We start from the raw sequence: 19,875 nt of genomic DNA on the forward strand, positions 1-19,875 counted from the left end.
GCGTTACGCGGAGGCGTCGGCGGAACGGCGACGCAGGTGGAGATCCTGCTCGATGCGTGTTTCCGCGAGCTTGTCGATCCGGTAGAAGAACAGCAGCGCCACGGCGAGCAGGAACGGAAGGGAGCAGTAGACGCTTACGGTCAGGCGGATGCCCTGCACCACGGCCTCAGGCTGCTGCACCAGGCCTGCCTGGTAGCCGTAGTGGGCAAGGATCGCGGCGACCAGTGCGCCGCCGACACTGAGGCCGATCTTCAGGCCGCACAACATCGCCGAGAAGATGATCGCAGTGGCCCTTCGATGGTTCTTCCACTCCGAGTAGTCCGCGACGTCGGCGATCATCGCCCACAGCAACGGGATGGTGATGCCATAGCAGAAGCCATGCAGCATGAAGGCTGCGAACGCCACCGCCACCGCCGTGGGTGGGAACAGGTAGAAGGCCAGCAGGAACAGGGTCGAGACAAACAGGGCGCCACCGAAGACATCGCGCTTGCCGAAGCGATCCGCCAGCCGCCGTGATGCACCAATACCCAGGATCATGCAGAGGATGCCGCACGCGTTGAACAGGCTGAACGCCGAGGTGGCCGCGTCCTTCGGCCAGGTGAACGCCGCGAAACCGGCGCTGGCGAGGGCGCCATTCAATGCGCTGATCAGGCCATTGAAGCCTGAGTTTTCCAGGAAGCCGGCCAGCGCCGCTTCGCTCATGTAGTACTGGAAGTAATAGATGTAGGTGCCGCCTTTCAACGCCAGGTTGATGAACACCAGCACGGTCAGGGCCAGCATCACTTGCCACGGGCGGTTGTGCAGCAGGTCCGACAGGTCCTGCACAATGCCGCCGGTCTGCTCGCGCGTCGGCACGATGCGTTCGCGGGTGGTGGCGAAGGTGATCAGGAAGAACACTGTTCCGATCAGTGCGAAGGCGGTCATGACCTGTTCGAAGCCGCGCACCCGGTCGCCGTCACCCAGAATCAGCACCAGCGGCATCAGCAGCACCTGGATGATGAACTGCGCGATCATCACGGCCACGAAGCGGTACGCCGAAAGGCTGTTGCGCTGGGCCATGCTGCCGGTCAGCACGCCGCTCAGCGCCGAGTACGGCAGGTTGTTCGCGGCGTAGACGCAGACCAGCAGCGCGTAGGTGCCCAGTGCATAGATCACCTTTCCGCGCTCGCCCAGGTCCGGGGTGCTGAACGCCAGCAGGGACAGTACGCCAAAGGGGATGGCCGTCCACAGGATCCACGGGCGGAAGCGGCCCCAGCGGGTGGACGTTCGGTCCGCCGCGATGCCGATCAACGGCGTGAACACGAACGCTCCCAGCAGGCCGACCACAAAGATGATCGTGGCCGCGGTCGCCGCTGGCAGGCGGTAGACGTCGGTGTAAAAGAATGCCAGGTAGGTGATCAGGGTCTGGAAGATCAGGTTGGCAGCGAGATCGCCCAGGCTGTAGCCGAGCTTCTCGCGTACCGATAGCGCGTGTTCAGTGCTTGCCATGCAGCGGACGTCCTGGAAAAGGAATCTGGTCGAAAGGGAAGCGATGCCAACGAGGGCGATCAGTCATGCGCGGGCACCACGGTGAACCTGCCCTGCACACGTATATCGGCACTGGACGCCCCTACCCTGACCTCGTAGGCACCGGGCTGCACCGCGTACGCCGCACGCGCTTGGTCATAGTGGCGCAGGGCCTGCGCCGCCTGCAGGGTGAACGTCACCGTGCGGCGTTCGCCCGGGGCCAGCTGGACGCGCTGGAAGCCACGCAGTTCCTGCACGGCATCGCCGCTGCCGGCGTGCTCGCGCCGCACGTACAGCTGTACCACTTCGTCACCGCTGCGTGTGCCCGCGTTGGTCACATCCACCGCCACGCCCAGGCGGCCATCGGCGCCGATGGTGTCCGCATCGAGGCGGAGCGCACCATAATCGAAGCGCGTGTACGAGAGCCCGTGACCAAACGGGTACAGCGGCGTGCCGCGGAAGTAGCGGTAGGTGCGGCCCTCCATGGCGTAGTCGTCGAATGCCGGCATCACTTCGCCGGCCTTGTAGAAGGTGACCGGCAAACGGCCGGCGGGATTGACGTCGCCGAACAGCGCCTGGCCGACGGCGGTGCCGCCGCGCTGCCCGGGGTACCAGCTCATCAGGATCGCCGGCAGATGCGCCTGCGCCCAGTCCACGGCGATGGCCGAGCCGCCGGTGAGTACCATCACCACCGGCTTGCCGGTAGCGTGCAGGGCCTCCAGCAGGGTGCGCTGCGGCACGGGCAACCGCAGGTCGGTGCGGTCGCCACCGGCAAAGCCCGGATAGTTGACCGTCATCTCTTCGCCTTCGACATCGCCGGTGAGTCCACCAACGAATACCACCACATCGGCCTCGCGAGCGGCATCGAGCGCTTCATCGAACGGCGCCTTGGCACCGGGCATGCGCCAGCCCAGGCGCACCCCGGCATCGCGCTGGTCGTCGTAGTATTCCAGCTTCAGGTCATAGGCACGCCACGCCTGCAGGTCGAGTTCGACACCCTCGGCATGCAGGCGATCCGTGTTCACCCAGTGATCGATCACACGCTTGCCGTCCAGGTACAGGCGGTAGCCATCATCGCCGGCCACCTCCAGCCGGTAACGACCGGACACGGGGGGCAGCAGCTGGCCACTCCAGCGGATGCTGAAGCGGTCGTTGGGAATCCCCTGCCCCGGTGCCGCTTCGCCGCGTGCCAGCAGGTTGTCGGTCGGCGAGCCGCGGTCCCAGCGGAAGCCGATCTGCGCGTCGGTACGCACCAGGGCCGGAGTGCCGGACAGGTCGGGCGTGCGGAAGTACTCACCGCGCAGGCCGCGCTCGGGCGACTCCGCCGAGGGCCGCAGGTAGGTCGGCTCGATCAGCGGTGTGGCGCCGGGATCGTCGCGGCCCTCCACCAGGTCGACGCCGCGGGCATAACGCACTTCAACGCCCTTGGCCGCCTCGCGTACGCCCTGCAGGATCGTCACCGGCGCCGCCGGTGTGCCGAAGTAGTTGCCGAGCAGTGCCATGGTGTCGTCGGCAGTGGGTCCGACCACCGCAATGCGCTTGATGTCGCGCGACAGTGGAAGGATGCCGTCGTTCTTCAGCAGCACGAGCGATGCCTGCGCGGCCTTGAGGGCCAGCGCATCATGGGCCGGCGCCTGGTTCACCGAGGCCGGAATGCGCGCCCAGCGCACCCGCTCCGGCGGATCGAACATGCCCAGGCGCATCCGTGCGGTGAACAGGCGGGTCACCGCATCGTCGATCTCCGCCTCGCTGATCAGCCCTTGGCGCACTGCGGCAGGCAGCGTTGCGTACTCCTGGCCGCATTCCAGCTCGGTGCCGTTCCTGACCGCCAGCGCCGCGGCGGCTTCGCGCGTGCCGACGATACGGTGGTGCTTCCAGATATCGACGATGGCCCAGCAGTCCGAGACCACGTAGCCCTTGAAGCCCCAGTCGCGTCGCAGCACATCGTGCAGCAGGAAACGGCTGGCGCTGGCGGACTCGCCGTACACGCGGTTGTAGGCGCCCATGACCGCATCCACTTCGCCCTCCTTCACCAGCGCCTCGAACGCCGGCAGGTAGGTGTCATACAGGTCCCGCCGGCTGGGCCTCGCATCGAAGTGATGGCGGTCGGCCTCCGGTCCGCTGTGCACGGCCAGGTGCTTGGCGGTGGCGTCCAGCTTGCGGTAGACGGGGTCGTCGCCCTGCAGGCCGCGTACGAAGGCCACGCCCATGCGCGCGGTGAGGTACGGATCCTCGCCGTAGGTCTCCTGTCCGCGCCCCCAGCGCGGGTCGCGGAAGATGTTGACGTTCGGCGACCAGAAGGTCAGGCCCTGGTAACGGCCATGCGCGCCTTCTCGGAGGAACTGGTGGTGCTTTGCGCGGGCCTCGTCGCTGATGGTCGTGGCCACCTGCCCCATCAACGGTACATCAAAGGTCGCGGCCAGGCCGATTGCCTGCGGAAACACCGTGGCCTGCCCCGCCCGTGCGACGCCATGCAACCCCTCATTCCACCAGTCGTAGGCGGGCACTCCCAGCCGTTCGATTGCCGGTGCAGCATTCTGCATCTGCGCGGCCTTCTCTTCCAGGGTCATCTGCGCGACGAGTGCGGCGGCCCGTTGCTCGAAGCTTGCCGAGACATCCAGCCAGGGCCGTGGCGCGGCCGCGGACGCCGCGGCCGCCACGCAGGTGAGGACGAACAGGGTGGCCCGGCCACGCCACGTGCGGCGGCGGGTCCTGGACGAAATCGACAGTCTCATTTGCTTCTCCCGGTGCGCTCGTCGCGCGCGAAGGGACCCAGCAGTGCGCCCACGAAGCCGCCTGCCCGGTCCGTACTCAGAACGGTGCCGTCCACGTCGCCTGCGAGCAGTTGCCAGCCCTGCCCGTCGCCGGTGTCGAACGAGAACGCGTAGTCGCCCTCGTTGCCGGCAATCTTCAGGCGCAGTGCTGCAGACGCCGGCACGTCATGGCTGGCCAGCGTCCGCGTGCTGCCACCACCGTCACGCGCTTCGAGAAAGAGCGAGAGGCGCCCCCCGCCAAGGTCACGAACGCCGAGGAAGTACCAGTACGCCTCGCTCTGGAACGCCGCCAGACCGGCGGCGACACCGGGGGCTGGCGGGGTCATCGCGGTGCTCGCCTCGAAGCGCAGGTGCTGCTGGCGCCGGCCGAGAAATGCCGGATTGCGCAACGTGTCCAGATCCTCGGCAAGCGGGTGCACGGCCAGCATCCCGGGGCGCTTGTGCAGGTCAGCCCAGGCATGCCTGGGCACGCGCACGCGCAGCCACTGGCGATCGAGCGCTGGGCCATCAAAATTGTCGCGCGCCACGAAATTGCCGGTCGACGGGGCCTGCGATGCCTCGCCCTGCATCCATGACGGCGCCTTGGCCACGTAGGGAATGGCCTGGTCGGTCGGCAGGATCTGCGGCCAGCCATCCTGCCATCGCACCGGCAACAGGTAGGTCTCGCGCCCGGTGTTGTAGTGGCGCTTCTGATAGTTGCGGCTGGCCAGGAACACCGCCCACCACGAGCCATCCGGGCCTTCGACCAGGTCGGCGTGGCCGGCATTGGTGATCGGCAGCGGACGGTCGTCCGGCAGCTCGCGCTGGGTCAGGATCGGATTGTCCGCATAGGGAACGTAGGGTCCCCACACCGCGCGGCTGCGCAGCACCACCTGTGAATGCTGCGGCCCGGTACCTCCTTCAGCGTCGGACAGGTAATACCAGCCCTCCCGCTTGTAGATGTGCGGTCCCTCGATCCAGATCGGATTCTTCGCCGGCTCCACGCCTCCATCAACCAGCACCCGGCGTGGCCCGACCGGCCTGAATGCCGGCAGATCGATCTGCTGCATCCAGATGGCGCGGTGCCCGTCGTAGCGCGGCGGAACGGGCGGTGCATCGTTGTTGATCAGGTACACCTTGCCGTCGTCGTCGAAAAACAGTGATGGATCGATGCCATCGATGCCGGGCAACCAGTGCGGATCGGACCACGGCCCGGCCGGGTCGCGCGCCGTGGCAATGAAGTTGCCGCCACTGTCGGTGGCCGTGGTCACCACGTAGAAGACCCCGTCGTGGTACTCGATGGTGGGGGCGAAGATGCCGCGCGACACGCTCAGCCCGTCGAAATCCAGCTGCGTTGGGCGGTCAATCACGTTGCCGATCTGCTTCCAGTGCACCAGGTCAGCACTCTCGAACACCGGAATGCCCGGGAAGTAGGTGAAGCTGGAATTGACCAGATAGAACCGGCCGTTCGCGCGCACGATGCTGGGATCGGCATGGAAGCCGGCCAGTACCGGATTGCGGTAGTGCCCGGCCGGCAGCGGCACTTCAAACGCCTGGTCATTGCCGCGGTACTCGAACCAGTCGAAGTACACCGGCGGAGCGTCCGGCGGCGCGCTGGCCCGGGCGGCTGCGGCCGACAGCAGGAACACTGCCGCCAGCAGCCGGCGCGCCATGGATCTCAGGCCGGCCCTGTCGCGGGCCACAGGGGACTTCGTGGACAACGTCATCATCGTCGGGCCTCGGCTTCGGCAATGGGAAGTTCGAACGGGCCGGCCGGCGCCCCGCTGCGATCGCGCAGCGTGCACACCGGGCCATCGGCCCAGCAGTAGCGGACATGCGTTGCGCGCGTCGACAGAGGGCCTCGCAGCAGGATCCGGCGCGCATCCAGTTCGGCGTCGGCGTACTCGCAGTGGCGCGCATGGCCCTTGGCCTCGCACAGTTCAAAGCCGATCGGACGCAGCGCACCGGTTGCGGTGAGCGCGCCTTCGACATCCTCGAACGCAATGGCGACGGCCGTGGGCGTCCGCACGGCGGTGACCGCCCGCGGACCTGACGGTGCCAGATCCTGCTCGCCGTACACCACGTGGCGGGCCACGCGCGCCAGGCGGCGCCCGAGCTCCTGCTTGTTCGGCGGGTGGATGTCGTAGGCATCGCCGATGTCGATGGCGATGGCGAGCCCGGTCTGCGCATCCTCGGCTGCGGCGCGCCGCTGCGCCTCGCGCACCTGCGCCCAACCGCTGTCGGCGGGCGCAACCGGTGGCTGGCCATAGCTGGCCAGCTGCGCGAGCAGCAGTGGCGTGCGCTCACCGAACTGACGCCGCCAATCGTCGCGCAGCGCACGCAACCGCGCCGCGTACGCCGCGCCATCACCGGTGTTCGATTCACCCTGGTACCACAGCATGCCGCGCAGCCCGAAAGCGCCGAGCGGTGCGATCATTCCGTTGTACAGCGTCGACAGCCCGGTGGCGGCCTGCCAGGGGGCAAATGGCGGCGCCTGTTGGCCCGGCGCCACCCGGTACTTCCACGGACCCTGCAGTGCCACCCGCTCACCGTTGTCGAACTGCAGGCCGTATGCCGTGGCAGGGCCGGCCAGGCCGCCTTCACCGTAGGTGTCCAGCACGTTGACCGCAATGCTGTTGGACCCTGCCTTCAGCAGGCCGCCGGGCAACCGGTAGCGCCTCTGGCCGGAGCCGTACTGGCTGCCCACGGACACGCCGTTCACCCAGGTCACGTCCGCCTCGTCAGCCGATGCCAGCTCCAGGGTCGCGCCGCGTGCAGCCTGTTCAGCGCTCAGCACCACTTGCGTGCGATACCAGACCATGCCGTTGTAATCGGCAAGCACGGGCACGTTCCACCGCTCCCAGGCCCCCAGCGCGGCCGGTGCGCGTGACCAGCCGCCGTCATCGGTGTCCGCGCGCCAAGGTGCGTCGCCGGGCAGCGCGCCGTCACGCATGGCCCACCAGTGCTGCCAGTAGCGGCCCCAGGCTGCGCGTGCCTCCAGCGGATCACGCGCGGACCGCGCAAGGATATCGAGGGGCTCGTCCAGGCCACCCTGCTCTCGCAGTGCACCCACGCTGGTCCAGGCCTCGATCCGCGAGCCGCCCCACGCCGCCTCGATCAGCCCCATCGGCACGTCGACGGTGCGCTGCAGTTCGCGCGCGAAGTAGAAGCAGGTGGCGGAGAAAGCGCGCACCGTATCAGGCGTTGCCGATGTCCAGGCAGTGCTGCCGTTGAAGCTCTCCTGTGCCTGCACGGCGGCGTGCTGCGGCACGGTGAACAGCCGGATCCGTGGCATCGTGGCGGCGGTGATCTCGCTGGCTGCGTTGAGCGAGCGCCACATCGGCAGCTCCATGTTCGACTGGCCCGAGCACAGCCACACGTCGCCGACCAGCACGTCGCGCGCCATCTCCCGACGTGTCCCGGCGTTTACCTCCAGCGCGTACGGACCGCCCGCGGCCACCGGGGGCAGCGTCGCCTGCCAGCCGCCTGCGGCATCCGCCCGGGTGCTTACCGCCTGCCCGGCAAACGTCACGGAAACCGCCTCCCCGGGGCCTGCGTGCCCCCAGACCGCAATGGGCCGGTCACGCTGCAGGACGGCGTGATCGCTGAACAGCGGATGCAGCAATCCCGCCACTTCCCGCGCCGCAGCCGGCATCGCAAACCCGGCCATGGCCACCAGCATCAGCGCATGACCAACCGCTCCGAACCTGCTCATCGGCCATCTCCCGGTGCGAACGGAAACTGCAACGCCTGGTAGTACGACAACGGATGCGGCGGCGGCCGCTCGCCGGCGGGCAGCGGCCGGCCACTGAGCGACTGGAAGTACGCCACGCTGGCGTCACGCCACCATTGCGCTTCGTCGTGCTGGATCTGCAGGAACGCCGCGACGTGCCGATGCCGCTGCGGATCGATCCGGTCGCGCAGGCCGGCCCAGGTCGCCTGCATCGACTGCACCTGGCGCACACCCCGCGAATAGCGCCCGACCAGTTCCTCCCAGAGCGTCCTGCCCGAGCGCATGCGGCGGTCCCACGGCACATGATGGAACCACAGCAGCAGCGACTCGGGCACCCGCGCGGAATCGCCGTAGATCTCGGCGACCTGCGGGGCGTACTGGCCCACGGCGTTGCTTCCGCTGGCGCTGCGGTCAAAGCCGATGCCCTGGCTATCTGCGCGGTGGTAGTACACCGACGTCCAGTCCGCACGCGGGCCGCCGTCCACCCAGGGTCCGGGGCCGTAGTGATGGCCGCGTGCCATGAGGTGATGCAGGCCCAGCGGCGTCATGTAATCCACTGCCGCCTCGCGCGAGTCCATCATCATCCGCACGATCGGGCCGGTCACCTGCGGGTCGGGCGAGAACGTCAACGCTGCCCAGTCTTCGGCAATCGCGCGCGCGGATTGCTGCGGGTTCCAGGCCAGCCGGCCGAAGGCGTACCAGTTGGCCTGGTCGAAGTGCGAGCCACTCCAGGTGCGGTCCACGCCGATGTTGGCGACGCCGGCAATACCGGTCAGTGCGTGGCCCTCCAGCGAGCCATCGATCACGCGGGCAACCGTGGAGCCCTCGCCGCGGGCATGGGTGTCGGCCTGCAGCACTTCCTCGTAGAGCGTTCCCAGGTAGACCAGGTGCGTCGCAAAACCCAGGTATTCCTTGGTGATCTGCAGTTCCATCATCAGCGGCGTGCGTGGCATCGCGCCGAACAGCGGATGGAACGGCTCGCGCGGCTGGAAGTCGATGGGGCCGTTCTTCACCTGCACGATCACGTTGGGGCGGAAGGCACCGTCCAGCCCGACAAACTCGCTGTACGCCTGCTTGGCGCGATCTTCGGGAACCTCGTGCGAATACACGAAGGCCCGCCACATCACCACGCCGTTGTAGGGCGCCAGCGCGTCGGCCAGCAGGTTGGCGCCGTCGGCATGGGAACGACCGTAATCCTGCGGGCCGGGTTGGCCCTCCGAGTTCGCCTTGACCAGGAAGCCGCCGAAATCCGGAATGCGCGCATGGATCTCATCGACCTTGTCGCGCCACCAGCGCCGCACAGCCGGATCCAGGGGATCGGCCGTTGCCAGGCCGCCGAGCTCGATGGGTGCACTGAAGCGCGCGCTCAGGTAGACGCGGATGCCATAGGGGCGGAACAGGTCGGCCAGCGCTGCGGCCTTGGCCAGATAGGCCGGCGACAGGCTCATCGCACTGGCATTGACGTTGTTGAGGACGGTGCCGTTGATGCCGAGCGAGGCGTTGGCACGGGCGTAGTCGGTGTAGCGCGGGTCACGCCATTGCGGCAACGTCTGCCAGTCCCATAGCGAGCTGCCCGCATAGCCACGCTCGACGTAGCGGTCCAGGTTGTCCCAATGGTCGAGCACGCGCAGTGCGACCCGCGGCGACTCCCGCACGTCCAGGCCCTGCAGCGGCATGCCACGCTGCAACAGGCGCAGCAGGTGGAACATGCCATACAGCACGCCGACATCCCGGCGTGCCGCCACCAGCAGCACATCGCGCCCCCCGGTCCGGACCTGCCGGATCAGGAAGCCCTCGTCGCCCAACGTGGCGATCTCGTTGCCGAACGCGGCAACCAGCGCCGAAGACTGCGGCGTACCCAGCACCAGGGCATGGCCAGTACTGATTGCCGTTCGCATTGGCGGCGCCGCTCCGAGCAATCCAGGGAGGCTGCGCGCAAGCTCGTCTCGGGTGGCGCGCTGCATCGGCGTGCGATCCGGGGCCACCACTTCGGCCAGTTGCCGCCGATAATCGGCAGCAACCGTTGCGGCAACCGGCTGGTAGCGCATCCACAGCGCATAGCCATCCTCCGCCCGTGCCCCGCCAGCACAGGCCAGCAGTGCGAGCACGGCGCAAAGGCGCGTGCCGACAGTACGCAACAACGGCGTTAACATGCGCTTTTGTAGACTACGTCCGGGCCCGGGGCGGCGCATCATCGTCCTTCGCACCCGCGCGGCAGCGCCACCAAGAACAAAGGGATCGTGCATTGGACAAGCCGAAGAAATCGGTTCGCCGCAGAACCGCAGGCGTGACGATCGACGAGGTTGCGGCCCTTGCCGGCGTTTCGCCGATGACCGTGTCGCGGGTGATCAACCAGGGCAAGGTGCGCGACGTCACCCGCGAGCGCGTGCTGCGCGCCGTGCGCGAGCTGGGCTATACGCCCAATCTTGCCGCCAGTTCGCTGGCCGCCGCACAGCACACGCGCATTGCGCTGATCTACACCAACCCCAGCGGCGCCTACCTGCGCGAACTGCTGGTGGGCCTGCTGCGCGTCGCCTCCAGTTCCGCCATCCAGCTGGTCATCGACTACTGGGACAAGCTGGATGCCGAATCCGAACGCAGGGCGGCGCGTGCGCTCGCCGGACGCGTCGACGGGGTGATCCTGCCGCCGCCCCTGTGCGAATCGCAGGCCGCCGTAAGCGAACTGGTCAAGGCTGGCATTCCAGTGGTGGCCATCGCATCGGGTCGCCTCAGCGAGGCCCTGTCCTGCGTCCGCATCGACGATTTCAGTGCCGGCAAGGAAATGACCGATCACCTGCTCCGGCAGGGACACACCCGCATCGGTTTCATCCGTGGGCGCGATGACCTGAGCGCAAGTGCGCTCCGTTACGACGGCTTCGTCACCGCCCTGCGCGAGGCCGGGCTGGCGGTGGAGCCTGGCCTGGTCCAGCACGGTGACTACACCTACCGATCCGGCCTGGCTGCGGCCGAAAAGCTGTTGTCCCAACGCCGGCCACCGACCGCGATTTTCGCCAGCAACGACGACATGGGCGCCGCCGCCATCTCGGTGGCGCATCGGCGCGGGCTGGAAGTGCCGCGCGACCTGTCGGTCGTGGGATTCGATGACACCTCGGCCGCCACCACCGTGTGGCCGGAACTGACCACGATCCACCAGCCCATCGCCTCGATGGCCAACGCGGCCGTCGACATCCTGCTGCGCACCATCCGCCGTCCGGCGGGGGACGCAACGGTGCTGCGCGATCATGTGATGCCGCATCGGCTGATCGCACGCGGTTCGGTCGCCGCGCCGCCCCGTGCGCGGTAGCGCAGGCCTCATGCTCCACATCCGAGGGTGACCCCGGCTTCATTCGGTGCGCCCAGCGCGACGCGTGACACGGAAATCGTCATCGCATCGCCCGTCGCCACCGACCACGGTCGGTCGATCGCGTCCAGCTTGGCGCCCGCCTTGGCCAGGCACTTCAGCGGCACGCCGACACGCTTCCACTGGCCCTGTGGAAGCGCCGCCAGCGCCGGCCCGATGGCGATGCGCGCCGAGCAGCCCACGCCGCAACCGACCGACAGCCACGCCTCACCCTTCGGGGCTGCGTCCACCCGCAGCGTGGTCAGCAGCATCAGGTCGCCGTTGGATTCGCGCTGCAGGTCCAGCGTCGTGTGCGACTGCAGTGCCGCGACGGCTTCGCCATTGCCCGACCAGGCCAGGCGTCGTCCATCCTCCTGCGCCAGATGATCCACGCCGGTGATCTTCAGCCGATCATCGGGCAATGCGTCCGGCACGCGGGTCACGGTCAGGCCCTGGCCAGCAGCATCCTCGAGCCGCAGCGCCATGCCAGGGCCTGCGTCACCGCGCGCAAAGAACACGCCGGTCGCGCCCTCGTTGCCGGTCACGCCCGATGCCTCCGGCAGCGCGGCCAGGTCGCCGTTGTCGGCGTAGGTCAGGCCGAAGCCGAACGCAAACAATGGATCGTAGTCCTTTTGGCCCACGTTGTTGGCGTACTGGGTGGCAGTGCGCGGCCAGCTGAAACTGAGCTTGCCCTTGAAATCGTACTGCACGCGGCCATCGCTTCCGCGCAGCAGCACATCGGCAATCCCGGCGCCTTCCGAACCCGGCAGCCACGCAGCCACAAAGGCATCGGCGGCATTGATTTCCCGGTTCACCCAGAGCGGCCGCCCGCTCAGTAAGACCGCGACAACCGGTATGCCATCGGCCTTGAGCCGCTTGAGCAGCGCCAGGTCCGTTTCGTTGCCGGGCTTGTAGGCCAGCGTCGGCCGGTCCCCCTGGAACTCGGCATAGGGGTCCTCGCCAAACACCACCACCGCCACGTCGGGCTTCACTGCATAGCGACCATCGGCGGCAAGCACGGCTTCACCCCCTGCCGCCCTGGCCTGGCGCGCGATGCCCTCGTAGGTCGTGTCTGCATTGGGGAAGTCCTTGCGGGTGGTGCCGGTGCCCTGCCAGTTGAGCGTCCAGCCGCCGGCCTGCTTGCCGACATCGTCGGCACCGTCGCCGGCCACGAGGATCCGCTGCTTCGGCGACAGCGGCAGGAGGCCGTTCTGGTTCTTCAGCAGGACCAGCGATTCGCGCACGGCCTGCCGGGCAACCGCGCGATGTGCCGGCGCGCCGATCAGTGCGAACTGCCCGCCGACGGCCCGCGTGGATGGCCTGCCGGCCTCGAACAGCCCAAGGCGGAACTTGACCCGCAGGATCCGGCGCACCGCATCGTCCAGGCGTTGCGGCGTGATCCGCCCATCCTTCACCGCAGCCAGCGTCGTCTCGTAGAAACCCTTCCAGCTGTCCGAGGCCATCGCCATGTCCAGGCCCGCGTTGATCGTGGCCGGGCAGTCTGTAGTGGTGCAACCCTTGACCTGTCCATGACCATTCCAGTCACCCACCACGAAGCCACCGAAGTTCATGCGGCCCTTGAGTACATCGGTAAGGTAGTGCCGGTGCCCATGCATCTTTTCACCGTTGACGCTGTTGAACGACGCCATCGCGGTCTGCGCGCCGGCGGCGATTGCCGGCGGATATCCGGCGGCGTGGATGCGCACCAGATCTGACTCGCTGATGCGGGTGTCGCCCTGGTCCTTGCCGTCAGTGGTGCCACCGTCGCCTAGGAAATGCTTCACCGAGGCGATCACATGGCGGCCATCGAGGAACTCCGGGGTTCCCACCCTGCCCTGCAGCCCCTCCACCATGGCGGCGGCATAGCTGGCCACCACGTCCGGCGATTCGGAGTAGCCTTCGTAGGTGCGTCCCCAGCGATCATCCTGGGGTACGGCAACGGTCGGCGCGAACGTCCACTCCATGCCGGTAACGCGGGTCTCCAGCGCGGTGATGCCACCGATCTGCCGCAGCAGCTCCGGATTGCGCGTGGCGCCCAGCCCGATGTTGTGCGGGAACAACGTGGCGCCAATGATGTTGCTCTGCCCGTGCACGGCATCGATGCCGAACAGCAGCGGAATGGGCTTGCCGCCTTTCGACGTATCCATCGAGGCGTCGTAGAAGGCGTCGGCCAGCGCCAGCCATTCGGCCGGCGAGGCGTCATAGCGGCCACCGGGATCGGAGTTGCCACCGGCCAGGATCGAGCCAAGCCGGTAGCGGCGCACATCATCTGGGGTGACGCTGGCGATGTCACCCTGCACCAGCTGGCCGACCTTTTCCTCCACCGTCATGCCGGCCATCAGGTCGGTGATGCGCTTCTCCAGCGCCGGGTCCGCAGCCAGGGGCCAGATGACCTCCGGCCAGGGATCCTTGTCGGTGGCTGCGGCGGCGGCAGCCCGGTCCTGGCCGCGGCAGCCGAGCAATCCCAGCATCAGTGCGGCGACCAGCGCGCCGCTGCGGATGACGAAGGCCTGCGATGTCATGGTGCTCATCCTTCCATCTGCTCCAGTTCCTTGCCCTTGGTCTCGTGCACATGCCGGACGACGAAGATCACCGAGATCACGGCAGCCACCAGGTAGATGCCGTAGGTGGCCGCCAGCCCTGCCGCGGCCAGCAGCATCGGGAACGTCACCGTGACCACGAAGTTGGAGGTCCACTGCGCCGCGCCGGCGACTGCCAGTGCCGAACCGCGGATCTGGTTCGGGAACATCTCGCCCAGCATCACCCACATCACCGGCCCCCAGGACAGATTGAAGAACACGACATAGGCATTGGCCGCCACCAGCGCCAGCGTGCCCATGCGGCCGGGCAGCTGCAGATGCCCGTCGGCCAGCGAACCGCTGGCAAACGCCACCACCACCAGTGCAAGCGACAGCGACATCCCGGCCGAGCCGAACCACAGCAGGGGTTTGCGGCCGATCCGGTCAATCAGCAGCACGGTGACCACGCAGGCACCGATGCTCAGTGCGCCGGACAGCACGTTGATCAGCAGAGCGTCGTTCTCGGAAAAGCCGACTGCCTGCCACAGCACCGCGCCGTAATAGAACACCACGTTGATGCCGACCAGCTGCTGGAAGCAGGCCAGCCCGACGCCGACCCACACGATCGGGCGGATCCGCCCGGTCAGCGTGCTCTTCAGATCCGACAGTCGCGGGCGATGATGGTCGTTGGACAGCGAGGCATCGATCTCCTCGAGCGTGGCCCTGGCCTTGTCGCTGCCCAGCAGCCGCGTCAGCACCCGCAGGGCGTCGTCCTTGCGCCGTTTCACCACCAGGTAGCGCGGGCTCTCCGGAATGGTCAGCAACAGCAGCAGGAACACCAGTGATGGCACGGCCTGCATCCAGAACATCCAGCGCCAGGCGGCCTGCCCGCCCCATAGCGGTTCGGTCGACGCGCCCGCTGCGGCCGCCAGCAGATAGTTGGACAGGAAGGCGGCAGTGAGGCCGGTGATGATCGCGATCTGCTGCACCGTTGCCAGGCGACCGCGGTAACGGGCCGGAGCGACCTCGGCAATGTAGGCCGGCGAGATCACGCTGGCTGCGCCGACCGCGAATCCACCCACCACCCGCGCCGCAATGAACCAGGCCGACGAGACCGCCGCCCCGGCACCGAGCGCCGACAGCAGGAACATCACTGCCGAAAGGATCAGTACGTTGCGACGGCCGAGCCGGTCGGCCAGCCGTCCAGCACTGAACGCGCCCACCGCACAGCCCAGCAGCATCGACGCGATCTCGAACCCCTGCATCCATTCGCCGGACCGGAACGCCTGGTGCAGGCCATCCTGGGTGCCGTTGATCACACCGCTGTCGAAGCCGAACAGAAAACCGCCAATCGTCGCCACCACGCTGATCAGTACGATCAGCCGCGTGTTCTCACCGCTGCCTGCTGCCTGGTTCATCCCCATCCCCTTGAGTGCACCGTGGCCGCGCTCAGCGCAGCAGGTACTGGTTGAGCAGGTTTTCGTAACGCTCCTGCTTGCCGCTGGCCTGGCGCGGTTCGCCGAGGCGGGCGGCCAGTGCCGCCAGGTCCGGCAGGCTGAGCGTGCCACGCTCGAAATCCTGGCCGGCGCCGGAATCGAAGCTTGCGTAGCGCTGCGCACGCCATTGCTCCCACGGCGACTCGGTCAGCAGTGCATGGGCAACCTCCAGCCCGCGTGCGAACGCATCCATGCCGCCGATATGGGCAATGAACAGATCCTCCAGGTCGGTCGACTCACGGCGCACCTTCGCATCGAAGTTCAACCCGCCCTCCAGCCCGCCCTGGCGCAGCACGACCAGCATCGCGCCCACGGTGTCGTACAGATCGCTGGGGAACTGGTCGGTGTCCCAGCCGTTCTGCGCGTTGCCGCGGTTGGCATCGATGCTGCCGAGCAGGCCATGATCGGACGCGACCTGCAGGTCGTGCTCGAAGGTATGGCCAGACAACGTGGCGTGGTTGGCCTCGATGTTGAGCTTGAAGTCCTTGTCCAGCCCGTGTTCCTTCAGGAAGCCCACCACCGTGGCACTGTCGAAGTCGTACTGGTGCTTCATCGGCTCCATCGGCTTGGGCTCGATCAGGAAGTTGCCCTTCAGCCCGATGCTGCGGCCATAGTCGCGTGCCATGGTCAGGAAGCGCGCGAAATGCTCGATCTCCCGCTTCATCTGGGTATTGGCCAGCGACGCATAGCCCTCGCGCCCGCCCCAGAACACATAGTGCTCGCCACCGAGTTCGACCGTGGCCTCGAGAGCGGCCTTGACCTGCACGGCTGCACGCGCGACCACCGCGAAGTCGGGATTGGTCGATGCGCCGTTCATGTAGCGCGGGTGCGAGAACAGGTTGGCCGTGCCCCACAGCAGCTTGACGCCAGTGGCCTCCTGGCGTGCCTTGGCCAGGCCCACCATATGCGAGAGGTTCTTCTGGTACTGGCCGATGTCGTCGGCATCCGGCGCCAGGTCGATATCGTGGAAGCACCAGTACGGCACGCCCAGCTTGGTGAAGAACTCGAACGCCGCGTCCACCTTTGCTTCGGCCGTGGCCAGCGGCGACGATGCCTCCCACGGGAACTGCCGGGTGCCCGGGCCGAACGGATCGTGCCCGGCATTGCAGAAGGTGTGCCAGTAGCACACGGCGAAGCGCAGATGCTCCTGCATGGTCTTGCCACCGATGACCCGGCTGGCATCGTAGACCTTGAAGGCAAGCGGATTGTCCGAGCCCTTGCCCTCGAACGGAATGCGGCCGACGCCGGGGAAGTATTCCTTGGCGCCGATGAAGGGCTGCGTGCTCATGGTGCGTGCTCCTGTCGTTGTACGGGGTGTCGTGGAGGAGCCATCAACCCCGCTGCAGCGGCGTGATGGCATCGAGATGACTGAGGAAGCGTGCGTAGGCCCGTGCATAGGCATCGCTGCGATCCGTATCCGGTCGTGCGGACAGCGCGGGATCGACGGTGACGTGCCGTGCGGTGATGTCGCTGATCGAAGTGGCGTTGCCCTGCGATCGGGCGAGCGCCCACAGCGCCTGCAGCGCCGCTCCAAACGCCGCACCCTCGGCCTGCACCGGGACCTCCACCGGCAGGCCGAATACATCGGCCACCAGCTGACGCCAGGCAGCGCTGTTGCTGCCGCCGCCGGTGAGCACGATGCGATCGAACTGCATGCCCGCGCGGACGAAGGCGTCGTAGCCGTACTTCAGGCTGTAGGTCGCGCCCTCCATGGCGGCGCGGTAGAAATGCGCCGGGGTGAAATTGGCGGTATCCAGGCCAGCCAGCACCCCCTTGCCGAGCGGCAGGTCAGGGGTACGTTCGCCATTGAGGAACGGCAGCATCACCAGGCCCCCTGCCCCCGGCGGCGTTGCGCGAAGATGCGCGTCGCCGTCGCGGCTGCTGAAACCGAAGGCGCTGGCCACGCGTTCGGTGGCCACGGTGCAGTTCATGGTGCAGATCAGCGGCAGCCAGCCCCCCGTGGACGAGCAGAACGCCGCCCACGCGCCGTCCGGATCGATCACTGGCGAGCCGGAATACGCAAACAGCGTTCCGGAGGTTCCCAGGCTCATCGCCAGCCGCCCTTCCGTGACGCAGCCGGTGCCGATCGCCGCCATCATGTTGTCGCCGCCACCCACGGCAATCTTCACGGCCGCCGGCAGCCCGAACTCGGCGGCTGCCTTCGGCGCGATATCGAACAGGGCATCGGGCGCAGCGATCGGCGGCAGGCAGGCAGCAAGATCACGATCAGGATCGGTTGCGCGCAGCAGTTCCTGCGACCATGTGCGTGTGCGCACGTCCAGCCAGCCGGTGCCGGACGCATCGCCAAGCTCGCAGAACCGCTGCCCGGTCAACACGAAATTCAGGTAGTCGTGTGGCAGCAGGATGGTCGCCAGCCGCGCATAGGCGTCGGCACGGTGGGTCCGGGTCCAGGGCAGCTTGGAGGCCGTGTAGCCGGCCAGGATCGGATTGCCCGCCAGCGCGATGGTCCGCTGGAACCCACCCACGGCGTCCATGATCTGGATGCATTCGGCCGAGGTGCTGGTGTCGCACCACAGCTTGGCCGGCGCCAGTACCTCGCCAGCATCATCGACCGGCACGAACCCATGCTGCTGCCCCGATACCGCCAGCGCGACGATGCGTGCGCGCAGCGAGAGATCGATCCGGGCAAAGCAGTCGCGCAGGGCCGACACCCAGTCGGCAGGCGCCTGTTCGCGGCTGCCGTCGGCACCGCTGTCCAGCGCGAGCGGCGCGCCGGCCGAGGCCACCACCGCCTGCTTCCGCGGGTCATAGACCAGCACCTTCAGGCTCTGCGTCCCTGCATCGATCCCTGCAACCAGACCCATCGAAACCGCCTCCGATCACAAAAAGGTAGCGCTAACATTCCGTGGACTCAAAAAGGGGGCGTGGTGTCCGGCCCCCTCGTTGCCACCGCGCGCGTCATCGCCAGCGGTGTTGCCGCACTGTAACCAGCTGCAGCGGAAAAAGCGTGCTGCAACGCAAAAGCCTGCTACGCGCTTGCTGCCGTCGAACGCCACACGTCCACGCCGGACCTGCAGTACTGCGCGATGAACTCCGCCTGCGCCGGCATCTGCGCGGCGGCCTGCTGCACAGGCCGTTGGATGCCCTTCAACAAGGTGCGCAGATCGACATCACTCACGGCCCGCGCCAGCGGGTGCGCAGGACCGGGCGCGATGCCCTGCCCGAGCAGCACGCTGGTCCAGGATTCGACGCGGAACAGCTCGCCGGGGTCCTGCCACGCATGCGCACGCTCGCGCCACGCCTGCAGCCGCTGCTGCAGCGACTCGGGCACGCGCATCTCGCGACAGGCCTTCCACATCGGTTCGCTGCGCTGCGTGGCGTGGTAGTGCAGGATGATGAAATCGCGCACGTGCTCCATTTCCTGGCGGCTGACATCGTTATACAGCTGCACCAGCGACGCACTGATGCCGTCGAACGGGAACAGCTGGATCAGGCGCACTACCGCACTGATCGTCAGATGGATGCTGGTCGACTCCAGCGGTTCGATGAAGCCGCTGGCCAGCCCGAGCGACACCACGTTCCTGTTCCAGGCCTTCAGCCGGCGTCCACTGCGGAACGGCACCTTCCATGGATCGCGCAAGGGTGGAGCCCCGGCATCGCGCAGCAGTTTCGCGGCGGCCTCGTCATCGGACAGATGGCGGCTGTCATACACCAGCCCGCAGCCAACGCGGTGCTGCAGCGCGATGTGCCAGCGCCACCCCGCCTCGTGGGCGATCGCCCGGGTATAGGGCACCGGCGGCGCCACCGCTTCGGTCTGTACCGCCACGGCCCGGTCGCACGGCAGCCATTCGTGCCAGTCCTCGTAGCCGGTGCCCAGTGCCTGCTCGATCAGCAGGCCGCGGAAGCCGGTGCAGTCGATGAACAGATCGCCCTCGATCACCTGGCCGTCGTCCAGCACCAGCGCCTGCACCGAACCGTCGTGCGCGTGCTGCCTGACCTGGGCGATCCGGCCTTCGATCCGGCGCAGGCCGTGGGCCTCGGCCCTGCCGCGCAGGAACCGCGCATACAGTCCGGCATCGAAGTGATACGCATAGCTGGCCTGCGGCTGGGTGTGCAGCGAGAAGCGGTCGCCACGCGAGGCGATGCTCTCCAGGCAGAAGTCGCCCAGGTCCGAGGGCATGCCGCGGCGCAGGCTGTCCAGCCAGAAGTGATGGAAGGGGGCCGCCCAGGTGCCATGGCCGATGGTGCCGAACGGATGGAAGAAGCGATCGCCCGGCAGGCGCCAGTTCTCGAACGAGATCGACAGCTTGAAGGTGCCTGCCACCGCGCGCAGGAATTCCTGCTCGTCGATCTGCAGGAAGCGGTGGAAGGTGCGGATCGGCGGCACAGTGGACTCACCGACACCGACCGTGCCGATCTGCTCGGACTCGACCAGCGTGATCTGCAGCTGGTCACGGAACTGGTGCGCAAGCGCGCAGCCGGCCAGCCAACCCGCCGTACCGCCACCGGCAATGACCACCTTGCGGATGCGCCCTGCGAGCGTGCTCTCGGTATCCAAAACGGCGCC

The 19,875-nt window shown here is 67.6% G+C and carries 11 protein-coding genes; 1 reads left to right on the forward strand and 10 read right to left on the reverse strand.

What is annotated here, in order from left to right; all coding sequences use genetic code 11:
• Window positions 1-3: 3 nt before the first annotated feature.
• From ACM0PY_RS11175 to ACM0PY_RS11195, 5 genes are read right to left on the reverse strand one after another with little or no spacing between them, the layout of a single operon-like run.
• Entirely contained in the window at window positions 4-1,488 is a 1,485-nt protein-coding gene (locus ACM0PY_RS11175; RefSeq protein ID WP_134971010.1) for an MFS transporter, read from the reverse strand.
• Between the two features lie 59 nt (window positions 1,489-1,547).
• Window positions 1,548-4,241, reverse strand: a complete 2,694-nt coding sequence (locus ACM0PY_RS11180) for a glycoside hydrolase family 3 protein (RefSeq protein WP_414609320.1) — start codon at window positions 4,239-4,241, stop codon at window positions 1,548-1,550.
• A complete protein-coding gene (locus ACM0PY_RS11185; protein WP_134971008.1) occupies window positions 4,238-5,932 on the reverse strand; it encodes a glycoside hydrolase family 43 protein in 1,695 nt (564 codons plus the stop codon). Before ACM0PY_RS11185 ends, ACM0PY_RS11180 begins: the two co-directional genes overlap by 4 nt.
• 53 nt (window positions 5,933-5,985) lie before the next feature.
• The gene (locus ACM0PY_RS11190) at window positions 5,986-7,974 is read right to left on the reverse strand and encodes a sialate O-acetylesterase (protein ID WP_180884357.1); all 1,989 of its coding nucleotides are present in this window, start codon (window positions 7,972-7,974) and stop codon (window positions 5,986-5,988) included.
• On the reverse strand, window positions 7,971-10,145 hold the full coding sequence (locus ACM0PY_RS11195) for an alpha-glucuronidase family glycosyl hydrolase (RefSeq protein ID WP_258013268.1): 2,175 nt from the start codon (window positions 10,143-10,145) through the stop codon (window positions 7,971-7,973). The genes ACM0PY_RS11190 and ACM0PY_RS11195 overlap by 4 nt, the downstream gene beginning before the upstream one ends.
• A gap of 92 nt (window positions 10,146-10,237) precedes the next feature.
• On the opposite strand from ACM0PY_RS11195, the gene ACM0PY_RS11200 reads away from it, so the two are divergent.
• Complete coding sequence (locus tag ACM0PY_RS11200) at window positions 10,238-11,296, forward strand: LacI family DNA-binding transcriptional regulator (protein WP_180884355.1); 1,059 nt, start codon at window positions 10,238-10,240, stop codon at window positions 11,294-11,296.
• A gap of 8 nt (window positions 11,297-11,304) precedes the next feature.
• Here ACM0PY_RS11200 and ACM0PY_RS11205 read toward each other — a convergent pair whose 3' ends face one another.
• The 5 genes from ACM0PY_RS11205 to ACM0PY_RS11225 form a co-directional block, all read right to left on the reverse strand.
• A complete protein-coding gene (locus tag ACM0PY_RS11205) occupies window positions 11,305-13,863 on the reverse strand; it encodes a glycoside hydrolase family 3 protein (RefSeq protein ID WP_321573364.1) in 2,559 nt (852 codons plus the stop codon).
• Window positions 13,860-15,269, reverse strand: coding sequence for a sugar porter family MFS transporter (locus ACM0PY_RS11210; RefSeq protein ID WP_134971004.1), 1,410 nt, complete (start codon window positions 15,267-15,269; stop codon window positions 13,860-13,862). Before ACM0PY_RS11210 ends, ACM0PY_RS11205 begins: the two co-directional genes overlap by 4 nt.
• A gap of 31 nt (window positions 15,270-15,300) precedes the next feature.
• The gene (gene xylA / locus ACM0PY_RS11215) at window positions 15,301-16,635 is read right to left on the reverse strand and encodes a xylose isomerase (RefSeq protein ID WP_061478285.1); all 1,335 of its coding nucleotides are present in this window, start codon (window positions 16,633-16,635) and stop codon (window positions 15,301-15,303) included.
• A 43-nt stretch (window positions 16,636-16,678) separates the two neighbouring features.
• The gene (gene xylB, locus ACM0PY_RS11220) at window positions 16,679-18,172 is read right to left on the reverse strand and encodes a xylulokinase (RefSeq protein ID WP_180884351.1); all 1,494 of its coding nucleotides are present in this window, start codon (window positions 18,170-18,172) and stop codon (window positions 16,679-16,681) included.
• 164 nt (window positions 18,173-18,336) lie between these two features.
• Complete coding sequence (locus ACM0PY_RS11225; protein WP_134971002.1) at window positions 18,337-19,866, reverse strand: tryptophan halogenase family protein; 1,530 nt, start codon at window positions 19,864-19,866, stop codon at window positions 18,337-18,339.
• Window positions 19,867-19,875 lie beyond the last annotated feature (9 nt).

Origin of the sequence: Stenotrophomonas sp. BR163 (assembly GCF_047520985.2) — a bacterium.
GTDB classification, from domain to species: Bacteria; Pseudomonadota; Gammaproteobacteria; order Xanthomonadales; family Xanthomonadaceae; genus Stenotrophomonas; species Stenotrophomonas sepilia.